The 21,012-nt window shown below is 43.6% G+C and carries 22 protein-coding genes; 19 read left to right on the forward strand and 3 right to left on the reverse strand.

Annotated elements, in window-relative coordinates:
• Positions 1-4: 4 nt before the first annotated feature.
• From QM351_RS01085 to QM351_RS01145, 13 genes are all read left to right on the forward strand, one after another.
• Positions 5-886, forward strand: a complete 882-nt coding sequence (locus tag QM351_RS01085) for a F0F1 ATP synthase subunit gamma (RefSeq protein WP_414326186.1) — start codon at positions 5-7, stop codon at positions 884-886.
• Positions 887-971: 85 nt separating this feature from the next.
• On the forward strand, positions 972-2,378 hold the full coding sequence (atpD, locus tag QM351_RS01090; RefSeq protein ID WP_013903321.1) for a F0F1 ATP synthase subunit beta: 1,407 nt from the start codon (positions 972-974) through the stop codon (positions 2,376-2,378).
• Positions 2,379-2,391: 13 nt separating this feature from the next.
• Positions 2,392-2,811 (forward strand): F0F1 ATP synthase subunit epsilon, encoded by a 420-nt coding sequence (locus tag QM351_RS01095; RefSeq protein ID WP_003002471.1) that lies wholly within the window; start codon positions 2,392-2,394, stop codon positions 2,809-2,811.
• Between the two features lie 96 nt (positions 2,812-2,907).
• Complete coding sequence (locus QM351_RS01100) at positions 2,908-3,138, forward strand: DUF1146 family protein (protein ID WP_013903322.1); 231 nt, start codon at positions 2,908-2,910, stop codon at positions 3,136-3,138.
• A gap of 66 nt (positions 3,139-3,204) precedes the next feature.
• Positions 3,205-4,488 carry a UDP-N-acetylglucosamine 1-carboxyvinyltransferase gene (gene murA / locus QM351_RS01105; RefSeq protein ID WP_414326187.1) on the forward strand — a complete coding sequence of 428 codons (1,284 nt, stop codon included), beginning with the start codon at positions 3,205-3,207 and terminating at the stop codon, positions 4,486-4,488.
• Positions 4,478-4,666, forward strand: coding sequence for a DNA-directed RNA polymerase subunit beta (locus tag QM351_RS01110; RefSeq protein WP_024056063.1), 189 nt, complete (start codon positions 4,478-4,480; stop codon positions 4,664-4,666). The genes murA and QM351_RS01110 overlap by 11 nt, the downstream gene beginning before the upstream one ends.
• A gap of 82 nt (positions 4,667-4,748) precedes the next feature.
• On the forward strand, positions 4,749-5,588 hold the full coding sequence (locus QM351_RS01115; RefSeq protein ID WP_031573398.1) for a DNA/RNA non-specific endonuclease: 840 nt from the start codon (positions 4,749-4,751) through the stop codon (positions 5,586-5,588).
• Between the two features lie 81 nt (positions 5,589-5,669).
• On the forward strand, positions 5,670-6,392 hold the full coding sequence (locus QM351_RS01120) for a M57 family metalloprotease (protein ID WP_414326188.1): 723 nt from the start codon (positions 5,670-5,672) through the stop codon (positions 6,390-6,392).
• 104 nt (positions 6,393-6,496) lie between these two features.
• A complete protein-coding gene (locus QM351_RS01125) occupies positions 6,497-8,404 on the forward strand; it encodes an ABC-F family ATP-binding cassette domain-containing protein (protein ID WP_070465619.1) in 1,908 nt (635 codons plus the stop codon).
• Positions 8,405-8,615: 211 nt separating this feature from the next.
• A complete protein-coding gene (locus tag QM351_RS01130; protein ID WP_371494626.1) occupies positions 8,616-8,969 on the forward strand; it encodes a hypothetical protein in 354 nt (117 codons plus the stop codon).
• Between the two features lie 4 nt (positions 8,970-8,973).
• The gene (locus QM351_RS01135; RefSeq protein ID WP_414326189.1) at positions 8,974-9,846 is read left to right on the forward strand and encodes an XRE/MutR family transcriptional regulator; all 873 of its coding nucleotides are present in this window, start codon (positions 8,974-8,976) and stop codon (positions 9,844-9,846) included.
• A 25-nt stretch (positions 9,847-9,871) separates the two neighbouring features.
• Positions 9,872-11,050 carry an MFS transporter gene (locus tag QM351_RS01140; protein WP_414326190.1) on the forward strand — a complete coding sequence of 393 codons (1,179 nt, stop codon included), beginning with the start codon at positions 9,872-9,874 and terminating at the stop codon, positions 11,048-11,050.
• A 109-nt stretch (positions 11,051-11,159) separates the two neighbouring features.
• Complete coding sequence (locus QM351_RS01145; protein WP_414326191.1) at positions 11,160-12,338, forward strand: MFS transporter; 1,179 nt, start codon at positions 11,160-11,162, stop codon at positions 12,336-12,338.
• A gap of 33 nt (positions 12,339-12,371) precedes the next feature.
• On the opposite strand, the gene QM351_RS01150 is transcribed toward QM351_RS01145, so the two are convergent.
• Genes QM351_RS01150 through murT form a run of 3 tightly spaced genes read right to left on the reverse strand, consistent with a single transcriptional unit; the run spans position 12,372 to position 14,798 of the window.
• A complete protein-coding gene (locus tag QM351_RS01150) occupies positions 12,372-12,656 on the reverse strand; it encodes a lipopolysaccharide assembly protein LapA domain-containing protein (protein WP_024056107.1) in 285 nt (94 codons plus the stop codon).
• A gap of 10 nt (positions 12,657-12,666) precedes the next feature.
• Positions 12,667-13,455 carry a lipid II isoglutaminyl synthase subunit GatD gene (gatD, locus tag QM351_RS01155; RefSeq protein WP_414326192.1) on the reverse strand — a complete coding sequence of 263 codons (789 nt, stop codon included), beginning with the start codon at positions 13,453-13,455 and terminating at the stop codon, positions 12,667-12,669.
• A complete protein-coding gene (murT, locus tag QM351_RS01160) occupies positions 13,455-14,798 on the reverse strand; it encodes a lipid II isoglutaminyl synthase subunit MurT (protein WP_414326193.1) in 1,344 nt (447 codons plus the stop codon). The genes gatD and murT overlap by 1 nt, the downstream gene beginning before the upstream one ends.
• Positions 14,799-14,901: 103 nt before the next feature.
• Between murT and cdaA the strand changes: the two genes are divergently transcribed.
• From cdaA to obgE, 6 genes are all read left to right on the forward strand, one after another.
• The gene (gene cdaA / locus QM351_RS01165; protein ID WP_023917718.1) at positions 14,902-15,750 is read left to right on the forward strand and encodes a diadenylate cyclase CdaA; all 849 of its coding nucleotides are present in this window, start codon (positions 14,902-14,904) and stop codon (positions 15,748-15,750) included.
• The gene (locus QM351_RS01170) at positions 15,747-16,496 is read left to right on the forward strand and encodes a YbbR-like domain-containing protein (RefSeq protein WP_023917720.1); all 750 of its coding nucleotides are present in this window, start codon (positions 15,747-15,749) and stop codon (positions 16,494-16,496) included. The genes cdaA and QM351_RS01170 overlap by 4 nt, the downstream gene beginning before the upstream one ends.
• Before the next feature lie 22 nt (positions 16,497-16,518).
• Complete coding sequence (gene glmM / locus QM351_RS01175) at positions 16,519-17,868, forward strand: phosphoglucosamine mutase (RefSeq protein ID WP_414326194.1); 1,350 nt, start codon at positions 16,519-16,521, stop codon at positions 17,866-17,868.
• 45 nt (positions 17,869-17,913) lie between these two features.
• On the forward strand, positions 17,914-19,260 hold the full coding sequence (locus QM351_RS01180; protein WP_414326196.1) for an Ig-like domain-containing protein: 1,347 nt from the start codon (positions 17,914-17,916) through the stop codon (positions 19,258-19,260).
• Positions 19,261-19,530: 270 nt separating this feature from the next.
• Positions 19,531-19,662, forward strand: coding sequence for a DUF4044 domain-containing protein (locus QM351_RS01185; protein WP_003011566.1), 132 nt, complete (start codon positions 19,531-19,533; stop codon positions 19,660-19,662).
• Between the two features lie 33 nt (positions 19,663-19,695).
• The gene (gene obgE / locus QM351_RS01190; RefSeq protein ID WP_023917726.1) at positions 19,696-21,009 is read left to right on the forward strand and encodes a GTPase ObgE; all 1,314 of its coding nucleotides are present in this window, start codon (positions 19,696-19,698) and stop codon (positions 21,007-21,009) included.
• Positions 21,010-21,012: the final 3 nt, after the last annotated feature.

Here is a 21,012-nt window from a genome sequence, read left to right on the forward strand (position 1 = left end):
GAAGATGGCAGTTTCATTAAATGATATAAAAAATAAAATTGCATCCACTAAAAATACCAGTCAAATTACCAATGCTATGCAGATGGTGTCTGCTGCTAAACTCGGGAAATCTGAGCAAGCAGCCAAGGATTTTCAGGTTTATGCCGCTAAGGTACGTAAGTTACTAACAGACTTGCTCCATGGACATGAAACAGAAAATGCCAAATCCCATCCTATGTTGGTGAGTCGGCCGGTAAAAAAGACAGCTTATATCGTCATTACATCTGATCGTGGTTTGGTCGGAGGCTACAATGCCTCCATCCTTAAAACCATGATGGAAATGAAGGCAGAATACCATCCAACTGGAGATGACTTTGAAGTGATCTGTATTGGAAGTGTCGGTGCGGATTTCTTCCGTGCCCGTGGGATTCAGCCGGTTTATGAATTGCGTGGTTTGCCTGATAAGCCTAGCTTTAAGGAAGTTCGTAAGATCATTTCAAAAACAGTCCAAATGTATCAGGAAGGCTTGTTTGATGAGTTGTATGTCTGTTACAACCATCACGTTAACAGTTTAACTAGCCAAATGCGGGTAGAACAGATGCTTCCGATTATTGATTTGGACCCCAATGAAGCAGATGAGGATTATGTATTGAATCTAGAATTGGAATCTAGTCGAGATGCCATTTTGGATCAATTGCTCCCTCAATTTGCTGAAAGCATGATCTATGGTGCCATTATTGATGCTAAAACAGCTGAAAATGCTGCGGGGATGATGGCCATGCAAACTGCAACAGACAATGCCAAGAAAGTCATTGATGAATTAACGATTCAATACAACCGTGCTCGTCAAGCAGCGATTACACAAGAAATTACCGAAATCGTTGCAGGTGCTAGCGCCCTTGAATAGTTGTCGGATACAATTTTTTATACAAAAACAGATGCTCGAAAGAGAACTTTTGAGCAGTAGAAATTACTTAGAATAGGAGAATGACATGAGTTTAGGCAAAATTTCTCAGGTCGTAGGTCCCGTCGTAGACGTTGCCTTTTCCGTTGGAGATAAACTTCCTGAGATCAATAATGCGCTTGTAGTCTATAAAAATGACCAACAAAAATCAAAAGTCGTTCTTGAAGTAGCTTTGGAACTTGGCGATGGGGTCGTACGGACCATCGCCATGGAATCAACCGATGGTTTAACACGTGGAATGGAAGTCTTGGACACAGGTCGTCCAATCTCTGTTCCTGTCGGAAAAGAAACCTTGGGACGTGTCTTCAATGTTCTTGGAGATACCATTGACTTGGATCAACCTTTTGCTGAGGATGCTCCTCGTGACTCCATCCACAAAAAAGCTCCATCCTTTGACGAGCTCTCTACTTCAGAAGAAATTCTTGAAACAGGGATCAAGGTCATTGACCTCTTAGCCCCTTATTTGAAAGGTGGGAAGGTCGGACTCTTCGGTGGTGCCGGAGTTGGGAAGACTGTCTTGATTCAAGAATTAATCCATAATATTGCCCAAGAACACGGTGGTATTTCTGTATTTACCGGTGTTGGGGAACGGACACGTGAAGGAAATGACCTTTACTGGGAAATGAAAGAATCTGGCGTTATTGAAAAAACAGCCATGGTCTTTGGACAAATGAATGAGCCACCTGGAGCACGGATGCGTGTTGCTTTGACTGGTTTGACCATTGCGGAATACTTCCGTGATGTCGAAGGTCAGGACGTTCTCTTGTTTATCGACAATATCTTCCGTTTCACCCAAGCCGGATCTGAAGTATCAGCCCTTTTGGGACGGATGCCTTCAGCCGTTGGTTACCAACCTACTTTGGCAACTGAAATGGGGCAATTGCAAGAACGGATTACGTCAACCAAGAAAGGTTCTGTTACATCCATCCAAGCCATCTATGTGCCAGCCGATGACTATACAGACCCAGCGCCAGCAACCGCCTTTGCCCACTTGGATTCAACCACCAACTTGGAACGTAAATTGGTACAATTGGGGATCTACCCTGCGGTGGATCCATTGGCATCAAGTTCACGTGCCCTTTCTCCAGAAATCGTAGGAGAAGAACACTATGCAGTCGCATCTGAGGTCAAACGCGTCCTTCAACGTTACCATGAATTGCAAGATATCATTGCGATCTTGGGGATGGATGAATTGTCTGACGAAGAAAAGACCTTGGTTGCTCGTGCTCGCCGGATCCAATTCTTCTTGTCACAAAACTTCAACGTTGCCGAACAATTTACCGGTCAACCTGGTTCATACGTACCTGTTGCAGAAACTGTTCGTGGTTTTAAAGAAATCTTGGACGGAAAATATGACCATCTTCCTGAAGATGCCTTCCGTGGTGTTGGATCGATCGAAGATGTGATTGCCAAAGCTGAAAAAATGGGATTCTAAGAAGAGGTGAAAGATGAGTCAAATGAACGTCCAAATCGTTACACCGGATGGACTGGTTTATGATCATCATGCCGCATTTGTATCTGTCAAGACAATTGATGGTGAATTAGGGATTTTACCTCATCATATCAATACCATTGCGGTTTTGGCTGTAGACCAAGTAAAGGTTCGTCGTGTCGACGATGACAAACATATTGATTGGATTGCAGTCAATGGTGGGATTATCGAAGTAGCTGATAATGTCATTACCATTGTTGCCGATTCTGCCGAACGTGCTCGAGATATTGACATTAGTCGTGCAGAACGTGCCAAACTGCGAGCTGAAAAAGCGATTGAAGAAGCCAAAGATCAGCATTCGGTTGATATGGAACGTCGTGCTAAAATTGCTCTTCAACGCGCCATTAACCGGATTAATGTCGGAAATCGTTTATAAGATATTCAAAATAAGGTGGAGGTATGTCCTCACCTTATTTTTGTTGAGTGAGAATCAAAAGAAGAAAGTGAGAATCAAATATGGTATAATAGCTGTATGATCCAAATGATTTTTAACTTTTCAAGCCATTTATTGTTTATCTTTTTTGCCTATTACCTATTGTTGAACCTGGTTCAATGGGAAAAGTTTTTAAAAGTAAGTACTGAAAATGCTGTTAAAATCCGTTTTTTGATCTTGATGCTCAGCATTGGAATCGGCTATCTAGCCAGCTCATTTTTTATCAGCGTGTATGAGATGAGTCGGCAGATTTTTATTGGCCAATTCTAGCCACATTTTATCAAAAATATGGTATGATAGAAGTCGTGACTTTAAGAAATTGGAGAACAATCCCGTATGGAAAAAATAATCGTTAATGGTGGAAATAATCGACTAGTTGGAACTGTCAAAATCGAAGGAGCAAAAAATGCTGTCCTCCCGCTTCTTGCTGCAACAGTCCTTGCAAGTGAGGGCGTGACAACCTTAAAAAACGTCCCTGTTTTATCAGATGTCTTCACAATGAACAATGTCGTTCGTGGGTTGAATGCACAAGTGACCTTCAATGAAGAAGAAAATACGGTTGTCGTAGATGCGCAAGCAAAATTATCAGAGGAAGCGCCTTATAAGTATGTGAGCAAGATGCGGGCCTCTATCGTTGTCTTGGGTCCTGTCTTGGCACGCAATGGCCATGCCAAGGTTTCCATGCCTGGAGGCTGTACGATCGGTAGTCGTCCAATAGACCTCCATCTCAAAGGTCTGGAAGCCATGGGCGCTGAAATTACACAAACGGCCGGCTATATTGAAGCGAAAGCAGATCGTCTCAAGGGAGCACATATCTATATGGATTTCCCATCAGTAGGGGCGACACAAAATATTATGATGGCCGCAACCTTGGCTGATGGAGTCACCGTGATTGAAAATGCTGCGCGGGAACCTGAGATTGTCGACCTAGCTCTTTTGCTCAACAAAATGGGAGCTACTGTCAAGGGGGCAGGAACTGAGACCTTAACCATCGTCGGTGTGGAGAGCTTGCACGGGGCAGACCACAATGTTGTACAAGACCGCATCGAAGCTGGAACCTTTATGATTGGGGCAGCCATGACGGGTGGAGATGTCTTGATCGAAGATGCCATTTGGGAACACAATCGTCCGTTGCTGTCTAAGATGCAGGAGATGGGCGTGACGGTAACCGAAGAAGAAAATGGAATTCGGATTCAATCGGATATCAGTAAGCTCCGTCCAGTGACCGTTAAAACTCTTCCGTACCCAGGATTCCCAACTGATATGCAGGCTCAATTTACAGCCTTGATGGCCATGGCTAAGGGTGAGTCCACCATGATTGAAACCGTCTTTGAGAATCGTTTCCAACATTTGGAAGAGATGCGTCGAATGGGCGTTCACTCAGATATTATGCGGGATACAGCTCGTATCGTAGGAGGTGAAAGCTTCCAAGGTGCAGAGGTCATGTCGACCGATTTGCGCGCGAGTGCAACGCTTGTCTTGATGGGCTTAGTGGCAGAAGGAGAAACAAAGGTCAGCAAATTAAGTCACTTAGATCGTGGTTATTATCAATTCCATGAGAAATTGGTGGCACTAGGTGCAGACGTGAAACGTGTAGAGGAAGAAGACGATGAAAACTAATCTTCGCTATGTTGGAAAACAGCTAGGAATTGTCCTCCTGTTGGCTGTGATTGCCATCATCATTTTTGCAGTTGGTTTGGTCATTGGCTATGGAGTGATTGGAGATGGAAAAAATCCATGGTCCATTCTCTCTCCGGATACCTGGTCAGAAATCATTGGGAAGCTAACCGGCAAATAAGATTTAAATAACATTGAGTAAAAAGGAGAGCAGCGAATCGAGTCAGTGACCCATCTAGCGCTGCTCTTTTTTGGAGAGAGGCATGACAAAACAAACGTTAACCAAACGAACCAAACAAACCTTAGCAGGTTTTGTGGTGGCAACAGCCCTAGCAATCGGGGGCTATTATTTTAATCAACCGACGATAAAAGAAGCGACGGATCAGGTTGTTTCGGTGGTGACGAGTAGCCAACAAGAAACACCCAGTAAAGAGTTAGCTAGCTCTGTACTAACGAAATCTGCTCGTTCACAATTAGGAAATGACATAGAATGGAATGGCGCTGGAGCCTTTGTCGTTAAGGGCAATCGAACAGATTTGGATGCCAGTGTGGCTAGTCAACCCTATGCGGATAACAAGACAAAAGAAGTCAATGGAAAGACCGTACCGACAGTGGCCAATGCCATCATGACTAAGGCGACTCGTCAGTACAGAGATCGCGATGCAACAGGAAGTGGCCTAACCGATTGGAAACCTGCAGGTTGGCATCAGGTTCATAATCTGTCAGGCGAGTACGACCATGCTGTGGATAGAGGTCATCTATTGGGCTACGCCTTGATCGGCAATCTTAAAGGCTTTGACGCCTCTACTAGCAATCCCAAAAATATCGCCGTTCAAACGGCTTGGTCCAATCAAGCCAATGATCCTCATTCCACTGGTCAAAACTACTACGAGACCCTGGTTCGAAAAGCCCTAGATAAGAACAAGCGGCTCCGCTATCGGGTCACTTTGATCTACAATCAGCCGGAAGATCTGATTCCTTTAGGTTCTCAGATCGAAGCCAAATCGAGTGACGGGACTCTTGAGTTCAATGTCTTTGTTCCCAATGTTCAAAGTGGAATGAGCCTGGATTACCAGACAGGAAGAGTAACCATCCATCAATAAGCAAAAAAGCAGGTTTATTTAAGTTATTTTTAAGCATGGAGTGTTACAATTACATACCTTCTTTAAGAGAAAGGAGAATGTATGAGAACTATTTTTCGGTTTTTCAGAGGAATCCTTCGCATGGCTTGGAGTCTCTTTTGGGGATTTTTCTGGACCATTGCGATCAGTTTTCTCATCCTTGTGGGGATCATCTATTTCACAGATTCTCCTAGTTCTGGTATGGATGGGGTTGGGCGAGCTGCCCAAAAGGTTGTCTATCAAGTCGGCAATTTATTTGGTGATCAGGGCTTTGCATCGCGCTTTGGGATGACACCTAGCTCACAGACCACGCAGACGGACAATCATGAGCATAGCGGTGCTCGCTGGGAAAAAGCGGAGGCCACGGTCTACCTGGATCCTAATATCAGTCAAACTTTTGTAAAAGCTTATCGGGATGCTATTGAGGCTTGGAACCAAACAGGCGCCTTTACTTTCAAGCTGGTCACAAATGAAAAAGAAGCCAATGTGGTCTTGACCGAGATGGACAACGCATCCGTTTCTGCAGCAGGAGAGACTGCCTCTCAAACTAACCTCTTAACCAATCGGTTCACCCACATCACAGTTCGCCTCAATCGCCATTATCTGTTAAATTATATCTATAACTATAGTTATGATCGGATTGTCAATACAGCTGAGCATGAACTAGGCCATGCGATTGGGTTGGACCACACAGATGGAGAATCGGTCATGCAACCAGCTGGCTCTTTCTACAGTATCCAGGATTCAGATGTAGAAGCAGTCCGACAATTATACAAGGAAGAATGAGTTTAAAAATACTTGCTAAAAGTTCTGGGCCTCAAGGGGCTCGGGATTTTTTTGATGCTTCGTCTTCCCTTGTTTAATCCGTAAAAAGATAGTAAAATAGGAACATGATTATTTTACAAGCCAACAAAATTGAACGCTCTTTTGCAGGGGAGGTTCTTTTTGATAATATCAGCCTGCAAGTGGATGAACGGGACCGGATTGCCCTGGTTGGAAAGAACGGAGCCGGTAAGTCGACGCTCTTAAAAATCTTGGTGGGAGAAGAAGAGCCGACTTCTGGGGAAATCAATAAAAAGCGCGACCTTTCTCTTTCCTATCTAGCCCAGGATAGTCGCTTTGAGTCGTCCAATACCATCTACGATGAGATGCTTCATGTCTTTGACGATCTTCGTAAGACGGAGAAAAGTTTGCGGCAGATGGAGCTGGAGATGGGGGAAAAAACTGGGGCTGACTTGGACAAACTCATGCTGGATTATGACCGTTTATCGGAAGAATTCCGTCAAGCTGGTGGTTTCACCTATGAGGCAGATATTCGCGCGATTTTAAACGGCTTCAAGTTCGATGAGTCCATGTGGCAGATGAAGATTGAAGAGCTGTCTGGAGGGCAAAACACCCGTCTAGCCCTAGCCAAGATGCTCTTGGAGAAGCCAAATCTCTTGGTACTGGACGAGCCGACCAACCACTTGGATATTGAGACCATTGCCTGGTTGGAAAATTACTTGGTCAATTATAGCGGGGCCCTTCTCATTGTCAGCCACGACCGGTATTTCTTAGACAAGGTCGCAACCATTACTTTGGATTTGACCAAGCATTCTTTAGATCGCTATGTCGGCAATTACTCCAGCTTTGTCGAGCAAAAAGAGCAAAAGCTTCTGACCGAAGCCAAGAACTACGAGAAGCAACAAAAAGAAATTGCAGCGCTTGAAGACTTTGTCAACCGTAATTTGGTGAGGGCGTCGACTACCAAACGGGCCCAGTCTCGTCGCAAGCAGTTGGAAAAAATGGAGCGCCTAGACAAGCCCGAAGCTGGGACCAAGTCTGCCCATATGACCTTCCATTCTGATAAGGCCTCTGGTAATGTCGTTTTGACAGTAGAAGAGGCGGCCGTTGGCTATGATGATCAAATCCTGTCAGAGCCCATCAATCTGGATATCCGTAAGATGAATGCGGTCGCTATTGTCGGACCAAATGGGATCGGGAAATCTACTCTTATCAAGTCTATTGTCGGGCAGATTCCTTTTATCAAGGGGGAAGCCCGTTTTGGGGCCAATGTCGAGGTGGGCTACTATGACCAGACCCAAAGTAAACTAACCCCTCACAATAGTGTCTTGGATGAGCTCTGGAATGACTTTAAACTGACACCAGAAGTAGAAATTCGTAATCGCCTAGGAGCCTTCCTTTTCTCAGGGGACGATGTCAAGAAAACCGTCGGCATGCTGTCAGGTGGAGAGCGGGCGCGTCTACTCTTGGCCAAGCTGTCCATGGAAAACAACAATTTCTTGATTCTCGATGAGCCGACCAACCACTTGGACATTGATAGCAAGGAAGTACTGGAAAATGCCTTGATTGATTTTGATGGGACCCTGCTCTTTGTCAGCCACGACCGCTACTTTATCAATCGGGTGGCTACACAGGTTTTGGAACTCTCAGAAGAGGGCTCGACCCTTTACCTAGGAGACTATGACTATTATCTGGAGAAGAAAGCAGAGTTAGAGGCCCTTGCTGCAGCGCAAGCAGAAGCTGAGCCCGCTTCTTCAACGGAAGAAGTCACTGGCAATGACTATCACCTGCAAAAGCAAAATCAAAAGGAACTCCGCAAAATCACCCGCCGCATTGAGCAATTGGAAGCAGAGATGGAAGAGCTAGATCAAAAAATCCAAGACATCACCGAAACCATGCATAGCACCAACGATGCAGCCGACTTAGTTCAACTCCAGAGTGACCTGGACCAACTGACTGTCCAGCAGGAAGCAGTTATGGAAGAATGGGCAGAACTGTCAGAGCAGGTGGAATAAATGGAAGATTTAGTCAAAGTTTTTCGGGAATTTCGAATCAGTAAAAATTATTCGTTAAAAGAAGCTGTAGGCCACCAATGAAACCGGCGAACTCATGGAGAGCCAGCAGCAAATCGACCAGCTGACCGCCGCCCAAGAAGAAGCCATGATAGAATGGGAAGAACTAGCGGAGAAAGTGTAGTTTTCTAATTTGCCTAAGGAGAACATTGTGATGACTGAAAATGATTGGTTTATGAAGCAGATTAAAGGTGTAGCCGATATTATTGGTACAACTTTGCGCCTGCAGATTCAGAATTTAGATTTGGGGCAGTATGAGGATGAGGAAGGAAAATTCATCAACGGGAATCACTATCTTCAGCAAGTTTTAGAAGAGCAGCGCTTTGCGGAGGCCATTTCTTTTGTTGAAGAGCAGATGAAACGCCTACCTCTTCATCAGTATGATCTATTGGTTGATTGGCTGATTTCTTACTTAAGACAATTAGATTTTTCCGTTAAAGAAGAACATGGATTCTACGAAGGATATTTGCAAGAGTTAGAAAGGTACTTAAAGGAATTTAAGTGGTAATCAAATGGAAGATTTAGGCAAAGTTTTTCGTGAATTTCGAATCAGTAAAAATTATTCGTTAAAAGAAGCTGCAGGAGAAGCTTGCTCGACCTCCCAGTTATCCCGTTTTGAATTGGGGGAGTCGGATCTAGCTACGTCGCGCTTCTTTGAAATTTTGGACAATATCCATGTGACTGTTGAGAATTTTATGGATAAGGCCAGAAATTTCCAACACCATGAGCATGTGGCCTTGATGGCTCAGATTATTCCGCTTTACTATGCAAATGATATTGCTGGTTTTCAAAGGCTTCAAGGAGAACAACTTGAAAAGGCTAAAGGTTCGACCAGTCCCCTTTATTTTGAATTGAACTGGATTTTGTTACAAGGGCTGATTTGCCAGAGAGATGCCAGCTACACGATGAACCAACGTGATCTGGAAAAGGTGGCAGATTATCTCTTTCAAACGGAAGAATGGACCATGTATGAGTTGATCCTCTTTGGCAATCTTTATAGCTTTTATGATGTGGATTATGTCACTAGGCTTGGTAGAGAAGTGATGGAGCGGGAAGATTTCTACAAGGAAATTGGTCGCCATCGAAAACTGGTCTTGATTCTAGCCCTCAATTGTTACCAGCATTGTTTAGAACACCGTTCTTTTGAAAGTGCTAGTTATTTTGAGGCCTCTGTGGAAAAGATTATCGGGAAGAGCATCAAACTCTACGAACGCAATGTCTTTCATTACCTCAAGGGATTTGCCCTCTATCAGAAGGGACAAGAGAAAGAAGGGAGTCAGCAAATGCAAGAGGCTATGCATATTTTTGATGTGCTAGGTCTTCCAGAGCAGGTAGCTTACTATCAAGAACACTTTGATAAATTTGTAATAGATGAATGTTCCTAAATAGGAGAGAGATAAAGGAGATTTTATGAACCGACATGCGGTCCAATTAATTAGTCGTGGAGCGATTACCAAAATTGGAAATATGCTCTATGATTATGGGAATAGTGTCTGGCTGGCCTCAATGGGGACTATAGGAAAGACGGTATTAGGAATCTATCAGATTTCTGAGTTAGTGACAGGGATCCTCGTGAATCCTTTTGGAGGGGTGATTTCAGACCGTTTTTCTCGTCGCAAGATTTTGATGACGACCGACTTGGTGTGTGGTCTCCTGTGTTTGACGATTTCTTTTATCAGAAATGATCGTTGGATGATTGCGGCTCTTATTTTTGCCAATATTGTTCAGGCCATTGCCTTTGGTTTTTCTCGACCTGCCAATAAAGCCATTATTACAGAAGTTGTGGAGAAAGAAGAGATTGTAACCTATAATGCGCACTTGGAGCTGGTCTTACAAGTTGTTAGTGTCAGTTCTCCCGTGTTTTCTTTCCTAGTTCTACAATTTGCCAGTCTCCATGCGACCCTCTTACTAGATGCGCTGACCTTTTTCATTGCCTTTGTCCTAGTGGCATTCCTTCCGAAAGAAGTAGCAAAGGTTCGAGAAAAGAAACAGTTTACGAGGAAAGATATTTTTTCTGATATCAAGGAGGGGTTAGACTATATCTGGCATCAGAAAGACATTTTCTTTCTCTTGTTGGTGGCTTCCGGCGTTAATTTCTTTTTTGCGGCTTTTGAGTTTTTACTTCCATTTTCCAATCGACTTTACGGGGGCAAGGGGGCTTATGCGACCATCTTAACATTGGGAGCTATTGGATCTATTCTAGGAGCACTTGTTGCCAATAAAATTACATCAAGTATGAAAATTCTCCTGTTTTTGCTTATCATGGCAGGTGTAGGAGTGTTCATGATGGGCTTGCCTCTTCCAACTTATCTTTCCTTTTCGGGAAATCTGGTCTGTGAATTTTTTGTGACCATTTTCGACATCCACGTTTTTACTCAAGTGCAAACCAAGGTGGAAGATGATTATCTGGGGAGAGTCTTGAGTACGATTTATACTTTGGCTGTTCTCTTTATGCCTATCGCCAAAGGTTTGATGACTTGGTTGCCAAGTGTCCGTGTAGAATCCTTTCTCCTGATTGGAGCTGGAGTTATTCTCTTTTCACTCTTGGCACAAGTAGTCGCCAAGCAGCTTCAATCAAAAGAACAGTAGGTACCCTTTTATAAAATTGTAATTTATTAATTTTCCCAAATAAGGGACAAAATGAAAACCTCTTTCATGAACTGATACAATAGTTTCAGAAAATGAAGGAGGTTTTTTTATGAAGCGACATGCAGTCCAATTAATTGCTCGTGGGGCGATCAATAGAATGGGAAATATGCTCTATGATTATGGGAACAGTGTCTGGCTGGCCTCGATGGGGACGGTGGGAAAGACGGTATTAGGGATTTATCAGATTTCTGAACTCGTCACCTCCATTCTAGTCAATCCATTTGGAGGGGTGATCTCAGATCGTTTTTCCCGTCGCAAGATTTTGATGACAACAGACTTGATTTGTGGGATTCTCTGTCTGGTCATTTCTTTTATCAGAAATGATAGCTGGATGATTGCAGCCCTGATTGTTGCCAATATTGTTCAGGCCATTGCCTTTGCATTTTCTCGTACGGCCAACAAAGCCATCATCACTGAGGTCGTAGAGAAAGAAGAGATTGTGACCTATAATGCCCGCTTGGAGTTGGTTTTACAGGTTGTAGGAGTCAGTTCTCCGGTGCTTTCTTTCCTTGTTTTACAATTTGCAAGTCTTCATCTGACGCTCTTACTAGATGCGCTGACTTTTTTCATCGCTTTTGCCCTAGTGGCATTCCTTCCGAAAGAAGAAGCCAAAGTTCAAGAAAAGAAACAGTTCACGGGAAAAGATATTTTTTCTGATATCAAGGATGGATTGCACTATATCTGGCATCAGAAAGAGATTTTCTTCCTCCTCTTGGTGGCTTCCAGTGTCAATTTCTTTTTTGCGGCTTTTGAGTTTTTACTCCCATTTTCCAATCGACTCTACGGAGTAAAGGGTGCTTATGCGACCATCTTAACGTTAGGAGCTATTGGTTCCATCATCGGAGCCTTGATCGCTAATAAATTTAAATCAAGTATGGAGATGCTTCTCTTCTTATTGATTTTAACAGGAGTGGGAGTGTTCATGATGGGCTTGCCCCTTCCTCCTCTTCTTTCCTTTTCTGGAAACTTAGTCTGTGAACTCTTTATGACGATTTTTAATATCCACTTTTTTACCCAAGTGCAAACCAAGGTAGAAGGAGACTACCTGGGCAGGGTCTTAAGCACCATTTTTACATTAGCCATTCTCTTTATGCCTGTGGCTAAAGGCTTGATGACCTGGTTACCAAGTGTCCGAGTAGAATCCTTTCTCCTGATTGGAGCTGGAGTTATTCTCTTTTCACTCCTAGCACAAGTAGTCGCAAAAAAATTGCATGCAAAAAGACATTAGAAAAGCATGAAAAAAGCACCGATCGGTGCTTTTTTAGTTGTTATTTTTTTCTTCTATTTTAACTTCTTTCTTTTCTTCCTCTAGTTGCTTTTGAGTGCTCTTGAGTTCTTTTTTTAGTGAGAAGCCCTTTGAAAAATTAACCAAGGTCATGACAAATGCACCCAAGAGGACACAGAGCAAGATCAGAATGATCAAGGGCAATTTAAATTGGACCAAGAGGAAATTCACAGTGACTGATTGCATGTTTGCAAGGGAAATACCAGCAATCAATAAAATTAAAAGTAATAAAGCAATGTAGTGTAGATTATTTTTGTTCATCATTATCTCCTTATTGTTCAGTCGGTACCTTGCTTTTCACATCAGCGTATTCTTCCGGCTGCTCTAGGCTTAGAATCTCCTCATAAGCCGGTAGGGAAAGGTCCTTGCCATATTTATTTTTTAAGGCAGTGCTCACTAGGCGATAGGCCAAATTGGCATTTCGGGACAAGATAGGACCGTGGAAGTAGCTCCCAAAGACGTTTTTGTAATGAACGCCTTCGCAACCATCTTCTTTGTTGTTCCCATTTCCGTAGACGACCTTGCCCAACGGTTTTTCATCCTCTGCTAAGAAGGTCCGACCTTGGTGGTTTTCAAAACCATAATAGGTCTCGTTAAACTCTTCATTATGGATCTTGATGTCGCCAATGTAGCGATTGTTTTCTTGGTTGAGCGTATAGTGGCCCATAATGCCAAGTCCCTCAATGCGTTTGCCAGAAGCTTCAATGTAGTATTGGCCTAGAAGCTGAAAGCCACCACAGATAGCAAGGACTACACCATCGTCATGAATGAAGCGTTCGAGGTCTTCTTTTTTATCTGGTAGATCCTCGGATACAATGGTCTGTTCGTAGTCTTGCCCGCCGCCGAAAAAGGCGATATCGTAGGCATCAGGGTCGAACCGGTCTTTGAGAGAGACGATATCAACAGTGACATGGGCTCCAAGCTTTTCCGCAACGTACTTGAGCATGAGGATATTCCCATTGTCCCCATAGGTATTCATTAAGTTGCCATAGAGATGGGCAATACGCAGGCTGTAGGGATACTGTGCCTGATCAGAAGATTCTAGGGAAGTATAAGTCATTAGTGCATCTCCTTTTCAATCAGGTGTTCTTGGGCCAAAAGTTCACGGAATTCTAGCATGGCTGTATAGGTAGCTAAAATGTAAGCGTGAGGGGTTTCCTGTTGCTGGATGCGTTGGAAAACCTCTTTTAATTCAGCCATTTCTGTGATCTTTTCTGCAGGATAGCCAGTGACCCGAAGTCGCCGAGCAATCTCAGAGTGGCGCACTCCGCCAGCATTGATCTCTGGAATGTCCATCTGGGTGATTTGCTCAAAGTCTGCATCCCAAATCCAGCTTGTATCGATTCCGTCTGCATAATTCGCATTGAGAAGAACGGACAAGCTAAAGGAATAAGGGGCTAGTTTGATCATTTCAATGGCTTGGGTCGCACCAACCGGATTTTTAATCAGGACCAAGGTACATTCCTTATCCCCAATCTTAAAGGTTTCCTGACGACCAAAGACAGCGCGACTGCGATCAAATCCTTGCTTAATGACTTCAGGTTGCACTCCAAAGAATCCAGCAACAGAGACAGCTGCTAAGGCATTATAGATGTTGTAGAGACCACCGATATTGATGTGGTAATCTTGCCCTTGGATCCGGAATTGGGAAGAGCGCTGGGTTAATGAGAGGAGATCCGATACGGCATAAGTCAGAGAAGGCCTGTGGAAACCACAGTGCTCACAGATATAATCCCCAAGATTAGCATAGGTATTGAGCTTGTACTGGAGGATGTTGTGGCAATGCGGACAGAGGATTCCTTCCGTATTGTAATGAGCTAGTTGTGGCTCTGATTTGTCAGTATCAAATCCATAATATTGGATCGGATTGGATAAGGTCTGACTATTAAAGAGCGGACTATCACCATTTAACAAGACTGTTGCAGTTGGGACCTTGTGAATAGCATCCAAAATCATTTGGTAGGTCGTATAGATCTCTCCATAGCGGTCCATCTGGTCCCGGAAAATATTAGTGACCACAAAAAGGCTGGGCTTAATATAATCACAAATCCGAGAGAGGCTGGCCTCGTCAATTTCAAGTACCGCAATCGGTCGATTTGCTTTCGAATGCTTAGCACGTAAGAAGGTCGTTGTAATCCCAGAGATCATATTGGCCCCACTTGGATTGGTCAAAATAGGTCCAAAAGCTTCTTGGAGAATACCTACTGTTAGCGCAGTGGTCAGGGTTTTTCCATTTGTCCCTGTAATCACAACAATCTCATAGTTTTTTGCCAGTTGACTGAGAATATCTTTATCAAATTTGAGGGCTACTTTACCTGGTAGGGTTGATCCCCGCCCCATCTTTTCTAGAATAGAGCCGGAAAGCTTTCCTGCCAGAAGGCCCAAGGTTGTATTTATCTTCATAAATCATATTTTATCATAAAAAGCATCAGAAGGTTACAGAAAAATCTGTTGAAACGTGTTATAATAAGATGATGTCTTTTAGAGAAGTGGTAGGTATGAGAATATGAATATTCAACAGTTTTCAAATCCACAATTTTGGACCAGTTTGTTCCCAAATTGGTGGAGTGTTATTATCAATATCATCGATATTGCCCTGGTGGCTTGGTTGCTGTATTTTTTGATCAAGGCCATCGTCGGGACCAAGATCATGATTTTGGTGCGTGGAGTTATTATCTTTTTCTTGGCTCAATTTTTAGCCAATTTTTTGGGTTTAACGACTATTTCTTGGCTGATCAATCAAGTGATTACCTATGGGGTTATCGCGCTGGTTGTGATTTTCTCCCCTGAAATTCGGATTGGCTTAGAGCGTTTAGGTCGGGCGACAGAATTTTTTACGACGAGTGAAGTCAGTCAGGAAGAGAAAATGGTACAGGCCTATGTCAAGGCAGTGGCTTATATGAGCCCACGTAAGATTGGTGCCTTGGTAGCTATTCAAGGGGCCAGAACCCTTCAGGAATACATTTCCACAGGGATTCCACTAGATGCGGAAATTTCAGGAGAATTGCTGATTAATATCTTCATTCCTAATACTCCTTTGCACGATGGAGCGGTCATTGTCCGCAATGATAAAATTGCCGTTTCTTGTGCCTACCTGCCCTTGACGGAAAATACCGGAATTTCAAAAGAGTTCGGAACGCGTCACCGCGCAGCCATTGGTTTGTCTGAAGTTTCGGATGCCTTTACCTTTGTGGTATCAGAAGAAACGGGCGGGATCTCTATGACCTATAATGGAACCTTCCGACACGATTTAACTTTAGAAGAGTTCGAGGCAGAATTGAGATCCTTCTTGGTTCCTGAAGAGAATAAAACGAGTAGTTGGAAAGAGCGTCTATTTGGGAGGGTAACAAAATGAGATCGAAAAAAGAATTTCTTTATGTTTTTGCCTCCGTCTTATTGTCCTTTATCTTGTTTATTAATGCGTCATCCTTTAATTTTCAAAATAATAGTAGTGCTAGACAAGTAAGTTCAGAGACCTACACCAATACCTTGACCAATATTCCGATTGATGCCAAGTACAATGACAAGACATACTTTGTCAGTGGGTTAACATCGGAAGTAACAGTCTTTCTAAAGGGTTCAAACCGGGTCGCTCTAGCAAGCGAAATGCAGCCGGGAACTCGGAAGTTTCGCGTGGTAGCGGATCTTCGTAAGGCCAAGGAAGGTACCGTTGAAGTGCCGTTGATTGTGGAAGATCTTCCGGCTGGTTTGACCGCAACCGTAGAGCCTCAGAAAGTTTCTGTAAAAATCGGGAAGAAAGCGAAAAAATCGTTTGCGGTCAGGGCTACGATCCCGGACAATCAAATTGTGGATGGAATAACGGTTTCGGATATTTCTCTTGAAACCACCAAGGTAGAAGTGACCAGCGATCAAGAAACCTTGAGTCGCATTGATCATGTCCAAGCGGTCTTCCCATCCAGTGAGATCATTAGTGGAAATTATAGCGGAACTATTTCCTTAAATGCAGTAGATGCCCAAGGAAATGTTCTACCAGGTTTGGTCAAGCCGAGTGAAACACGGATTCAAGTGACCACAAAGAGTAGCTCGTCTACGTCAAGCTCAAGCAGCTCGTCGTCGACCTCCTCCAGTTCAAGTAATTAGAAAGTAAAAAAGGTAATGAAGAATGGGTAAATATTTTGGGACGGACGGTGTCCGTGGAGAAGCAAATGTAGAATTAACGCCAGAATTGGCTTTTAAACTAGGCCGTTTCGGTGGCTATGTCTTGAGCCAACACGAAGAAGAAACGCCCTTGGTATTTGTTGGACGTGATACGCGTATTTCTGGTGAAATGTTAGAGCATGCCTTAATTGCTGGCCTCTTATCTGTTGGGATTCGTGTCTACAAGTTGGGTGTGATTGCAACACCAGGTGTTGCTTATCTAGTTCGTACGGAAAAAGCCAGCGCCGGAGTGATGATTTCTGCTAGCCACAATCCAGCCTTGGATAATGGCATCAAATTCTTTGGTGGTGATGGCTTCAAATTGGATGACGATCGCGAACTTGAAATTGAAGCCTTGCTTGATGCGGCTGAAGATACGCTTCCACGTCCAAGTGCCCAAGGTTTAGGAACGGTCATGGAATATCCAGAAGGGTTGCGTAAGTATCAAGAATTCCTTGTATCGACAGGCGTTCAACTTGAGGGCATGCACGTAGTCTTAGATACAGCAAATGGTGCAGCCTCTACTAGTGCCCGTCAAATCTTTGCAGATTTGGGAGCTCAGTTGACCGTCATAGGTGAAAACCCGGATGGTTTGAACATCAATGATGGGGTTGGTTCTACTCACCCAGAGCATTTGCAGGAGAAAGTGAAAGAAGTAGGCGCAGCGATTGGTCTTGCCTTTGACGGAGACAGCGATCGCTTGATTGCTGTTGATGAAAATGGAGAGATTGTAGACGGAGATAAGATCATGTACATCATCGGTTCTTATCTTTCAAGCAAGGGCTTGCTCGAAAAAAATACGATCGTCACAACTGTCATGTCCAATCTCGGCTTCCACAAGGCATTAGATGCAAAGGGAATTCAAAAAGAAATCACAGCTGTTGGAGACCGTTATGTGGTCGAAGAAATGCGCAAATCAGGATACAATCTTGGTGGTGAACAATCTGGTCACGTAGTCATCATGGATTACAACACAACAGGTGATGGTCAATTAACAGGCGTTCAATTGACAAAAATCATGCAAGAAACCGGCAAGAAATTATCTGAATTGGCTGCTGAAGTAACCATTTATCCACAAAAACTGGTCAATATTCGGGTTGAAAATAGCATGAAAGACAAGGCGATGGAAGTGCCTGCTATTCGTGAAATCATTGAAAAAATGGAAGCAGAAATGGTAGGAAATGGCCGCATCCTCGTGCGTCCAAGTGGAACTGAACCCCTCCTTCGAGTGATGGCAGAAGCACCAACACATGAAGAAGTGGACTACTATGTAGATACCATTGCTGCAGTTGTCCAAGCAGAAATTGGTCTTTAAATCTATAAAAAATAGCTCGCAAACAGGCGAGCAGAGGAGGAATTTATGAAACAGGTCCGTCAAATTGTATGGTCACTTGTCTTAGTGCTAACGATTCTATTCACAGCTGGTTTGACTAAAACAATTCAGGCCGCTGAAGTCTCGTCTTATACACAGACAGCACGCTTAACGAAAGATGGCAATCCTTTAACGAATGGGAGCAAGGTGTTGACGAATGAAAAATTGTCAGCAAGCATTTCTTTGGCCTTCCCTGATTCGCAAGCCATTCAAGCTGGTGATACTTTAACAATTAGCTTACCAAAAGAATTAACCCTCTACACAGCATTGGAATTCAATGTTCTTGAGGAAGGCCAATCAAATGGTCAAACTGTGGGGAAAGCGGTTGTTAATACAGGTAAGAAAACAGTGACCGTTACCTTTAATGATTATTTCGTATCTCATCCACTTAATAAACGAGTTGCCTTGCATTTTGATGTAAAAGTAGACTCCGAAGTGGTTACTAAAACATCTCCAATCCAATTTAAACTTGGAAATACGGATTTTTCATTGAATTATGAAAAGACTGATGGAGAAGCTGGAGACTATGAGATGAAATATGGCTACCAAGATAAGTCTGATCCGACCATTGTCAAATGGCGTATTCTCTTAAATGCTCGTCAAGATATCCTCCGTGGAATGGTCATTAAAGACAAATTTGGAGATGGTTTAACTCTAGTTGAAGGTAGCTTGCGTGCTGTTCGATATAATCCTGTAGAAGGTGGCATTAAGAATGAAGCGCAGATTTTAAATCTTCCAGTTCTTGATAACTTTACTAAAAAAGCGGTTTTTGAAAAGAATGCAGATGGCAAAATTACTGGCTTTACCATTAATTTTGGAGATAACTACAACTGGCCAATGTATATCGAATATTCGACCAAAGTAGCTCCTGGTACAAAAGTAGGTGATCTTGTTCATAACGCGTTAACATGGACAGCAACCAATTTCCCAGCACCTCGTAGCTTAACCCGCGAAGTGAGATTAGAATCAGGATCTGGCGAAGGATTGGGTGAGAAAGACCAAACCCCTCCGACCCCAAATCCAGAGCCATCTAAACCACAACCGGATCCAGAGCCATCTAAACCGCAACCGGATCCAAAACCAGATCCAGAGCCATCTAAACCACAACCAGATCCAAAACCAAGTCCGAATCCAGATCCAAAATCATCAACCTCATCATCTTCATCAAGTTCTAGCTATTCATCAACTTCTGTCAAAGAAGAAGAAGCTCCAAAACCTGGTAAGAAAAAAGTTCTTCCAAGTACAGGTGAAAAGATGACACCGGTTGTTCTTGTCATGGGTGTCTTACTGGCAGTTCTTTCTGTTAGTGTTTTACGAGTAAGAAAAGATTCCTAAATCTATCCATAAAGAGGCTGGGACAAAAGTCCTAGCCTCTTAATTGTTTTTGGATTGTCGAGCAAGACGCAGTGGTTGAGTGGGCTCTACTACGCTGATTTCATCAGCTTTTACAGCCCTACTCAACTGTGCGGAGGTGGGACGACGAAATCGAATTCTAACGAATTACCGATTTCTGTCCCACTCTCTTTTGTGTAGGCTCGATTTGAAAAATCCCCTATTTCGTGGTAAAATAGGGCTAATGAATTTATAGTAATCGAGGTATTAGCAGTGGCTTTTGGAGATAACGGAAAACGTAAAAAAACACCATTTGAAATGATCACGATGGTGGTTATTGTGATTATGTTGATTGTAACGGTTGGTGCAATCTTTGCAACCGCAATTGGTGCTCTTTCTTATTAAGACGCACGCAGAAATAAAGGAAATCATCTATTTATGAGTATGTTTTTAGATACAGCCAAGATTAAGGTCAAGGCTGGAAATGGCGGCGATGGCATGGTGGCCTTTCGCCGTGAAAAATATGTCCCTAATGGCGGACCTTGGGGTGGTGATGGAGGTCGTGGTGGCAATGTCATCTTCGTAGTAGACGAAGGCTTGCGCACTCTGATGGACTTCCGTTATAACCGGCATTTCAAAGCCCAAAATGGGGAAAAAGGAATGACCAAAGGGATGCACGGACGGGGAGCAGAAGATCTCTATGTTCGGGTTCCTCAAGGAACGACCGTCCGAGATGCCGAGACTGGCAAGGTCATTACGGACCTAGTTGAAAATGGACAAGAGTACATTGTCGCCCACGGTGGCCGTGGCGGACGTGGAAACATTCGTTTTGCCACTCCTAAAAATCCAGCCCCAGAGATTTCTGAGAATGGGGAACCTGGTCAGGAACGCGAACTCGAATTAGAACTCAAGGTTTTGGCAGATGTTGGTTTGGTTGGTTTCCCTTCTGTTGGGAAATCGACCCTTCTCAGTGTCATCACTTCAGCTAAGCCAAAGATTGGGGCCTATCATTTTACAACCATCGTGCCAAACTTGGGAATGGTTCGGACGCCATCTGGTGAATCCTTTGCAGTCGCAGACCTTCCTGGATTAATTGAGGGAGCTAGCCAAGGTGTTGGACTTGGAACCCAGTTCCTTCGCCACATCGAGCGCACACGGGTTATCTTGCATGTTATTGATATGTCAGCGAGTGAAGGACGCGATCCTTATGAAGATTATGTTCAAATCAATAAAGAGCTTGAAACCTATAATCTTCGTTTGATGGAGCGGCCTCAGATTATCGTGGCAAATAAAATGGACATGCCAGAGAGCCAAGAAAACTTGAAAGAATTCAAGAAGAAATTGGCAGCCAATTACGATGAATTTGATGAACTGCCACAGATCTTTCCGATCTCTAGTTTGGCGCATCAAGGTTTGGACAACTTGTTAGAAGCAACGGCAGAATTGTTAGACAAAACACCAGAATTCCTCTTGTATTCAGAAGACGAAATGGCCCAAGAAGAAGTCTACTATGGCTTTGATGAAGACCAGCCAGCCTTTGACATCAGTCGGGATGACGATGCCGCTTGGGTCTTGTCTGGTGAAAAACTTGAAAAACTCTTTAATATGACGAATTTCGATCGTGATGAAGCGGTCATGAAATTTGCTCGTCAATTGCGTGGCATGGGGGTTGATGAAGCTCTCCGTGCGCGTGGGGCAAAAGATGGCGATATCGTCCGGATCGGTAAATTTGAATTTGAGTTTGTAGATTAGGAT

This window comes from Streptococcus parasanguinis (assembly GCF_047465465.1).
Classification (GTDB): domain Bacteria; phylum Bacillota; class Bacilli; order Lactobacillales; family Streptococcaceae; genus Streptococcus; species Streptococcus parasanguinis_AI.

What these genes read in the sequence shown, in the direction of transcription:
- QM351_RS01180 (WP_414326196.1), top strand. Translation starts at nt 17,914, where the DNA reads ATGAAACAGGTCCGTCAAATTGTATGGTCACTTGTCTTAGTGCTAACG.
- QM351_RS01125 (WP_070465619.1), top strand. Translation starts at nt 6,497, where the DNA reads ATGATTATTTTACAAGCCAACAAAATTGAACGCTCTTTTGCAGGGGAG.
- QM351_RS01115 (WP_031573398.1), top strand. Translation starts at nt 4,749, where the DNA reads ATGACAAAACAAACGTTAACCAAACGAACCAAACAAACCTTAGCAGGT.
- murT (WP_414326193.1), bottom strand. Translation starts at nt 14,798, where the DNA reads ATGAAGATAAATACAACCTTGGGCCTTCTGGCAGGAAAGCTTTCCGGC.
- atpD (WP_013903321.1), top strand. Translation starts at nt 972, where the DNA reads ATGAGTTTAGGCAAAATTTCTCAGGTCGTAGGTCCCGTCGTAGACGTT.
- glmM (WP_414326194.1), top strand. Translation starts at nt 16,519, where the DNA reads ATGGGTAAATATTTTGGGACGGACGGTGTCCGTGGAGAAGCAAATGTA.
- QM351_RS01145 (WP_414326191.1), top strand. Translation starts at nt 11,160, where the DNA reads ATGAAGCGACATGCAGTCCAATTAATTGCTCGTGGGGCGATCAATAGA.
- QM351_RS01100 (WP_013903322.1), top strand. Translation starts at nt 2,908, where the DNA reads ATGATCCAAATGATTTTTAACTTTTCAAGCCATTTATTGTTTATCTTT.
- cdaA (WP_023917718.1), top strand. Translation starts at nt 14,902, where the DNA reads ATGAATATTCAACAGTTTTCAAATCCACAATTTTGGACCAGTTTGTTC.
- obgE (WP_023917726.1), top strand. Translation starts at nt 19,696, where the DNA reads ATGAGTATGTTTTTAGATACAGCCAAGATTAAGGTCAAGGCTGGAAAT.
- QM351_RS01150 (WP_024056107.1), bottom strand. Translation starts at nt 12,656, where the DNA reads ATGAACAAAAATAATCTACACTACATTGCTTTATTACTTTTAATTTTA.
- QM351_RS01130 (WP_371494626.1), top strand. Translation starts at nt 8,616, where the DNA reads ATGACTGAAAATGATTGGTTTATGAAGCAGATTAAAGGTGTAGCCGAT.
- QM351_RS01170 (WP_023917720.1), top strand. Translation starts at nt 15,747, where the DNA reads ATGAGATCGAAAAAAGAATTTCTTTATGTTTTTGCCTCCGTCTTATTG.
- QM351_RS01085 (WP_414326186.1), top strand. Translation starts at nt 5, where the DNA reads ATGGCAGTTTCATTAAATGATATAAAAAATAAAATTGCATCCACTAAA.
- QM351_RS01140 (WP_414326190.1), top strand. Translation starts at nt 9,872, where the DNA reads ATGAACCGACATGCGGTCCAATTAATTAGTCGTGGAGCGATTACCAAA.
- gatD (WP_414326192.1), bottom strand. Translation starts at nt 13,455, where the DNA reads ATGACTTATACTTCCCTAGAATCTTCTGATCAGGCACAGTATCCCTAC.
- murA (WP_414326187.1), top strand. Translation starts at nt 3,205, where the DNA reads ATGGAAAAAATAATCGTTAATGGTGGAAATAATCGACTAGTTGGAACT.
- QM351_RS01120 (WP_414326188.1), top strand. Translation starts at nt 5,670, where the DNA reads ATGAGAACTATTTTTCGGTTTTTCAGAGGAATCCTTCGCATGGCTTGG.
- QM351_RS01135 (WP_414326189.1), top strand. Translation starts at nt 8,974, where the DNA reads ATGGAAGATTTAGGCAAAGTTTTTCGTGAATTTCGAATCAGTAAAAAT.
- QM351_RS01110 (WP_024056063.1), top strand. Translation starts at nt 4,478, where the DNA reads ATGAAAACTAATCTTCGCTATGTTGGAAAACAGCTAGGAATTGTCCTC.
- QM351_RS01095 (WP_003002471.1), top strand. Translation starts at nt 2,392, where the DNA reads ATGAGTCAAATGAACGTCCAAATCGTTACACCGGATGGACTGGTTTAT.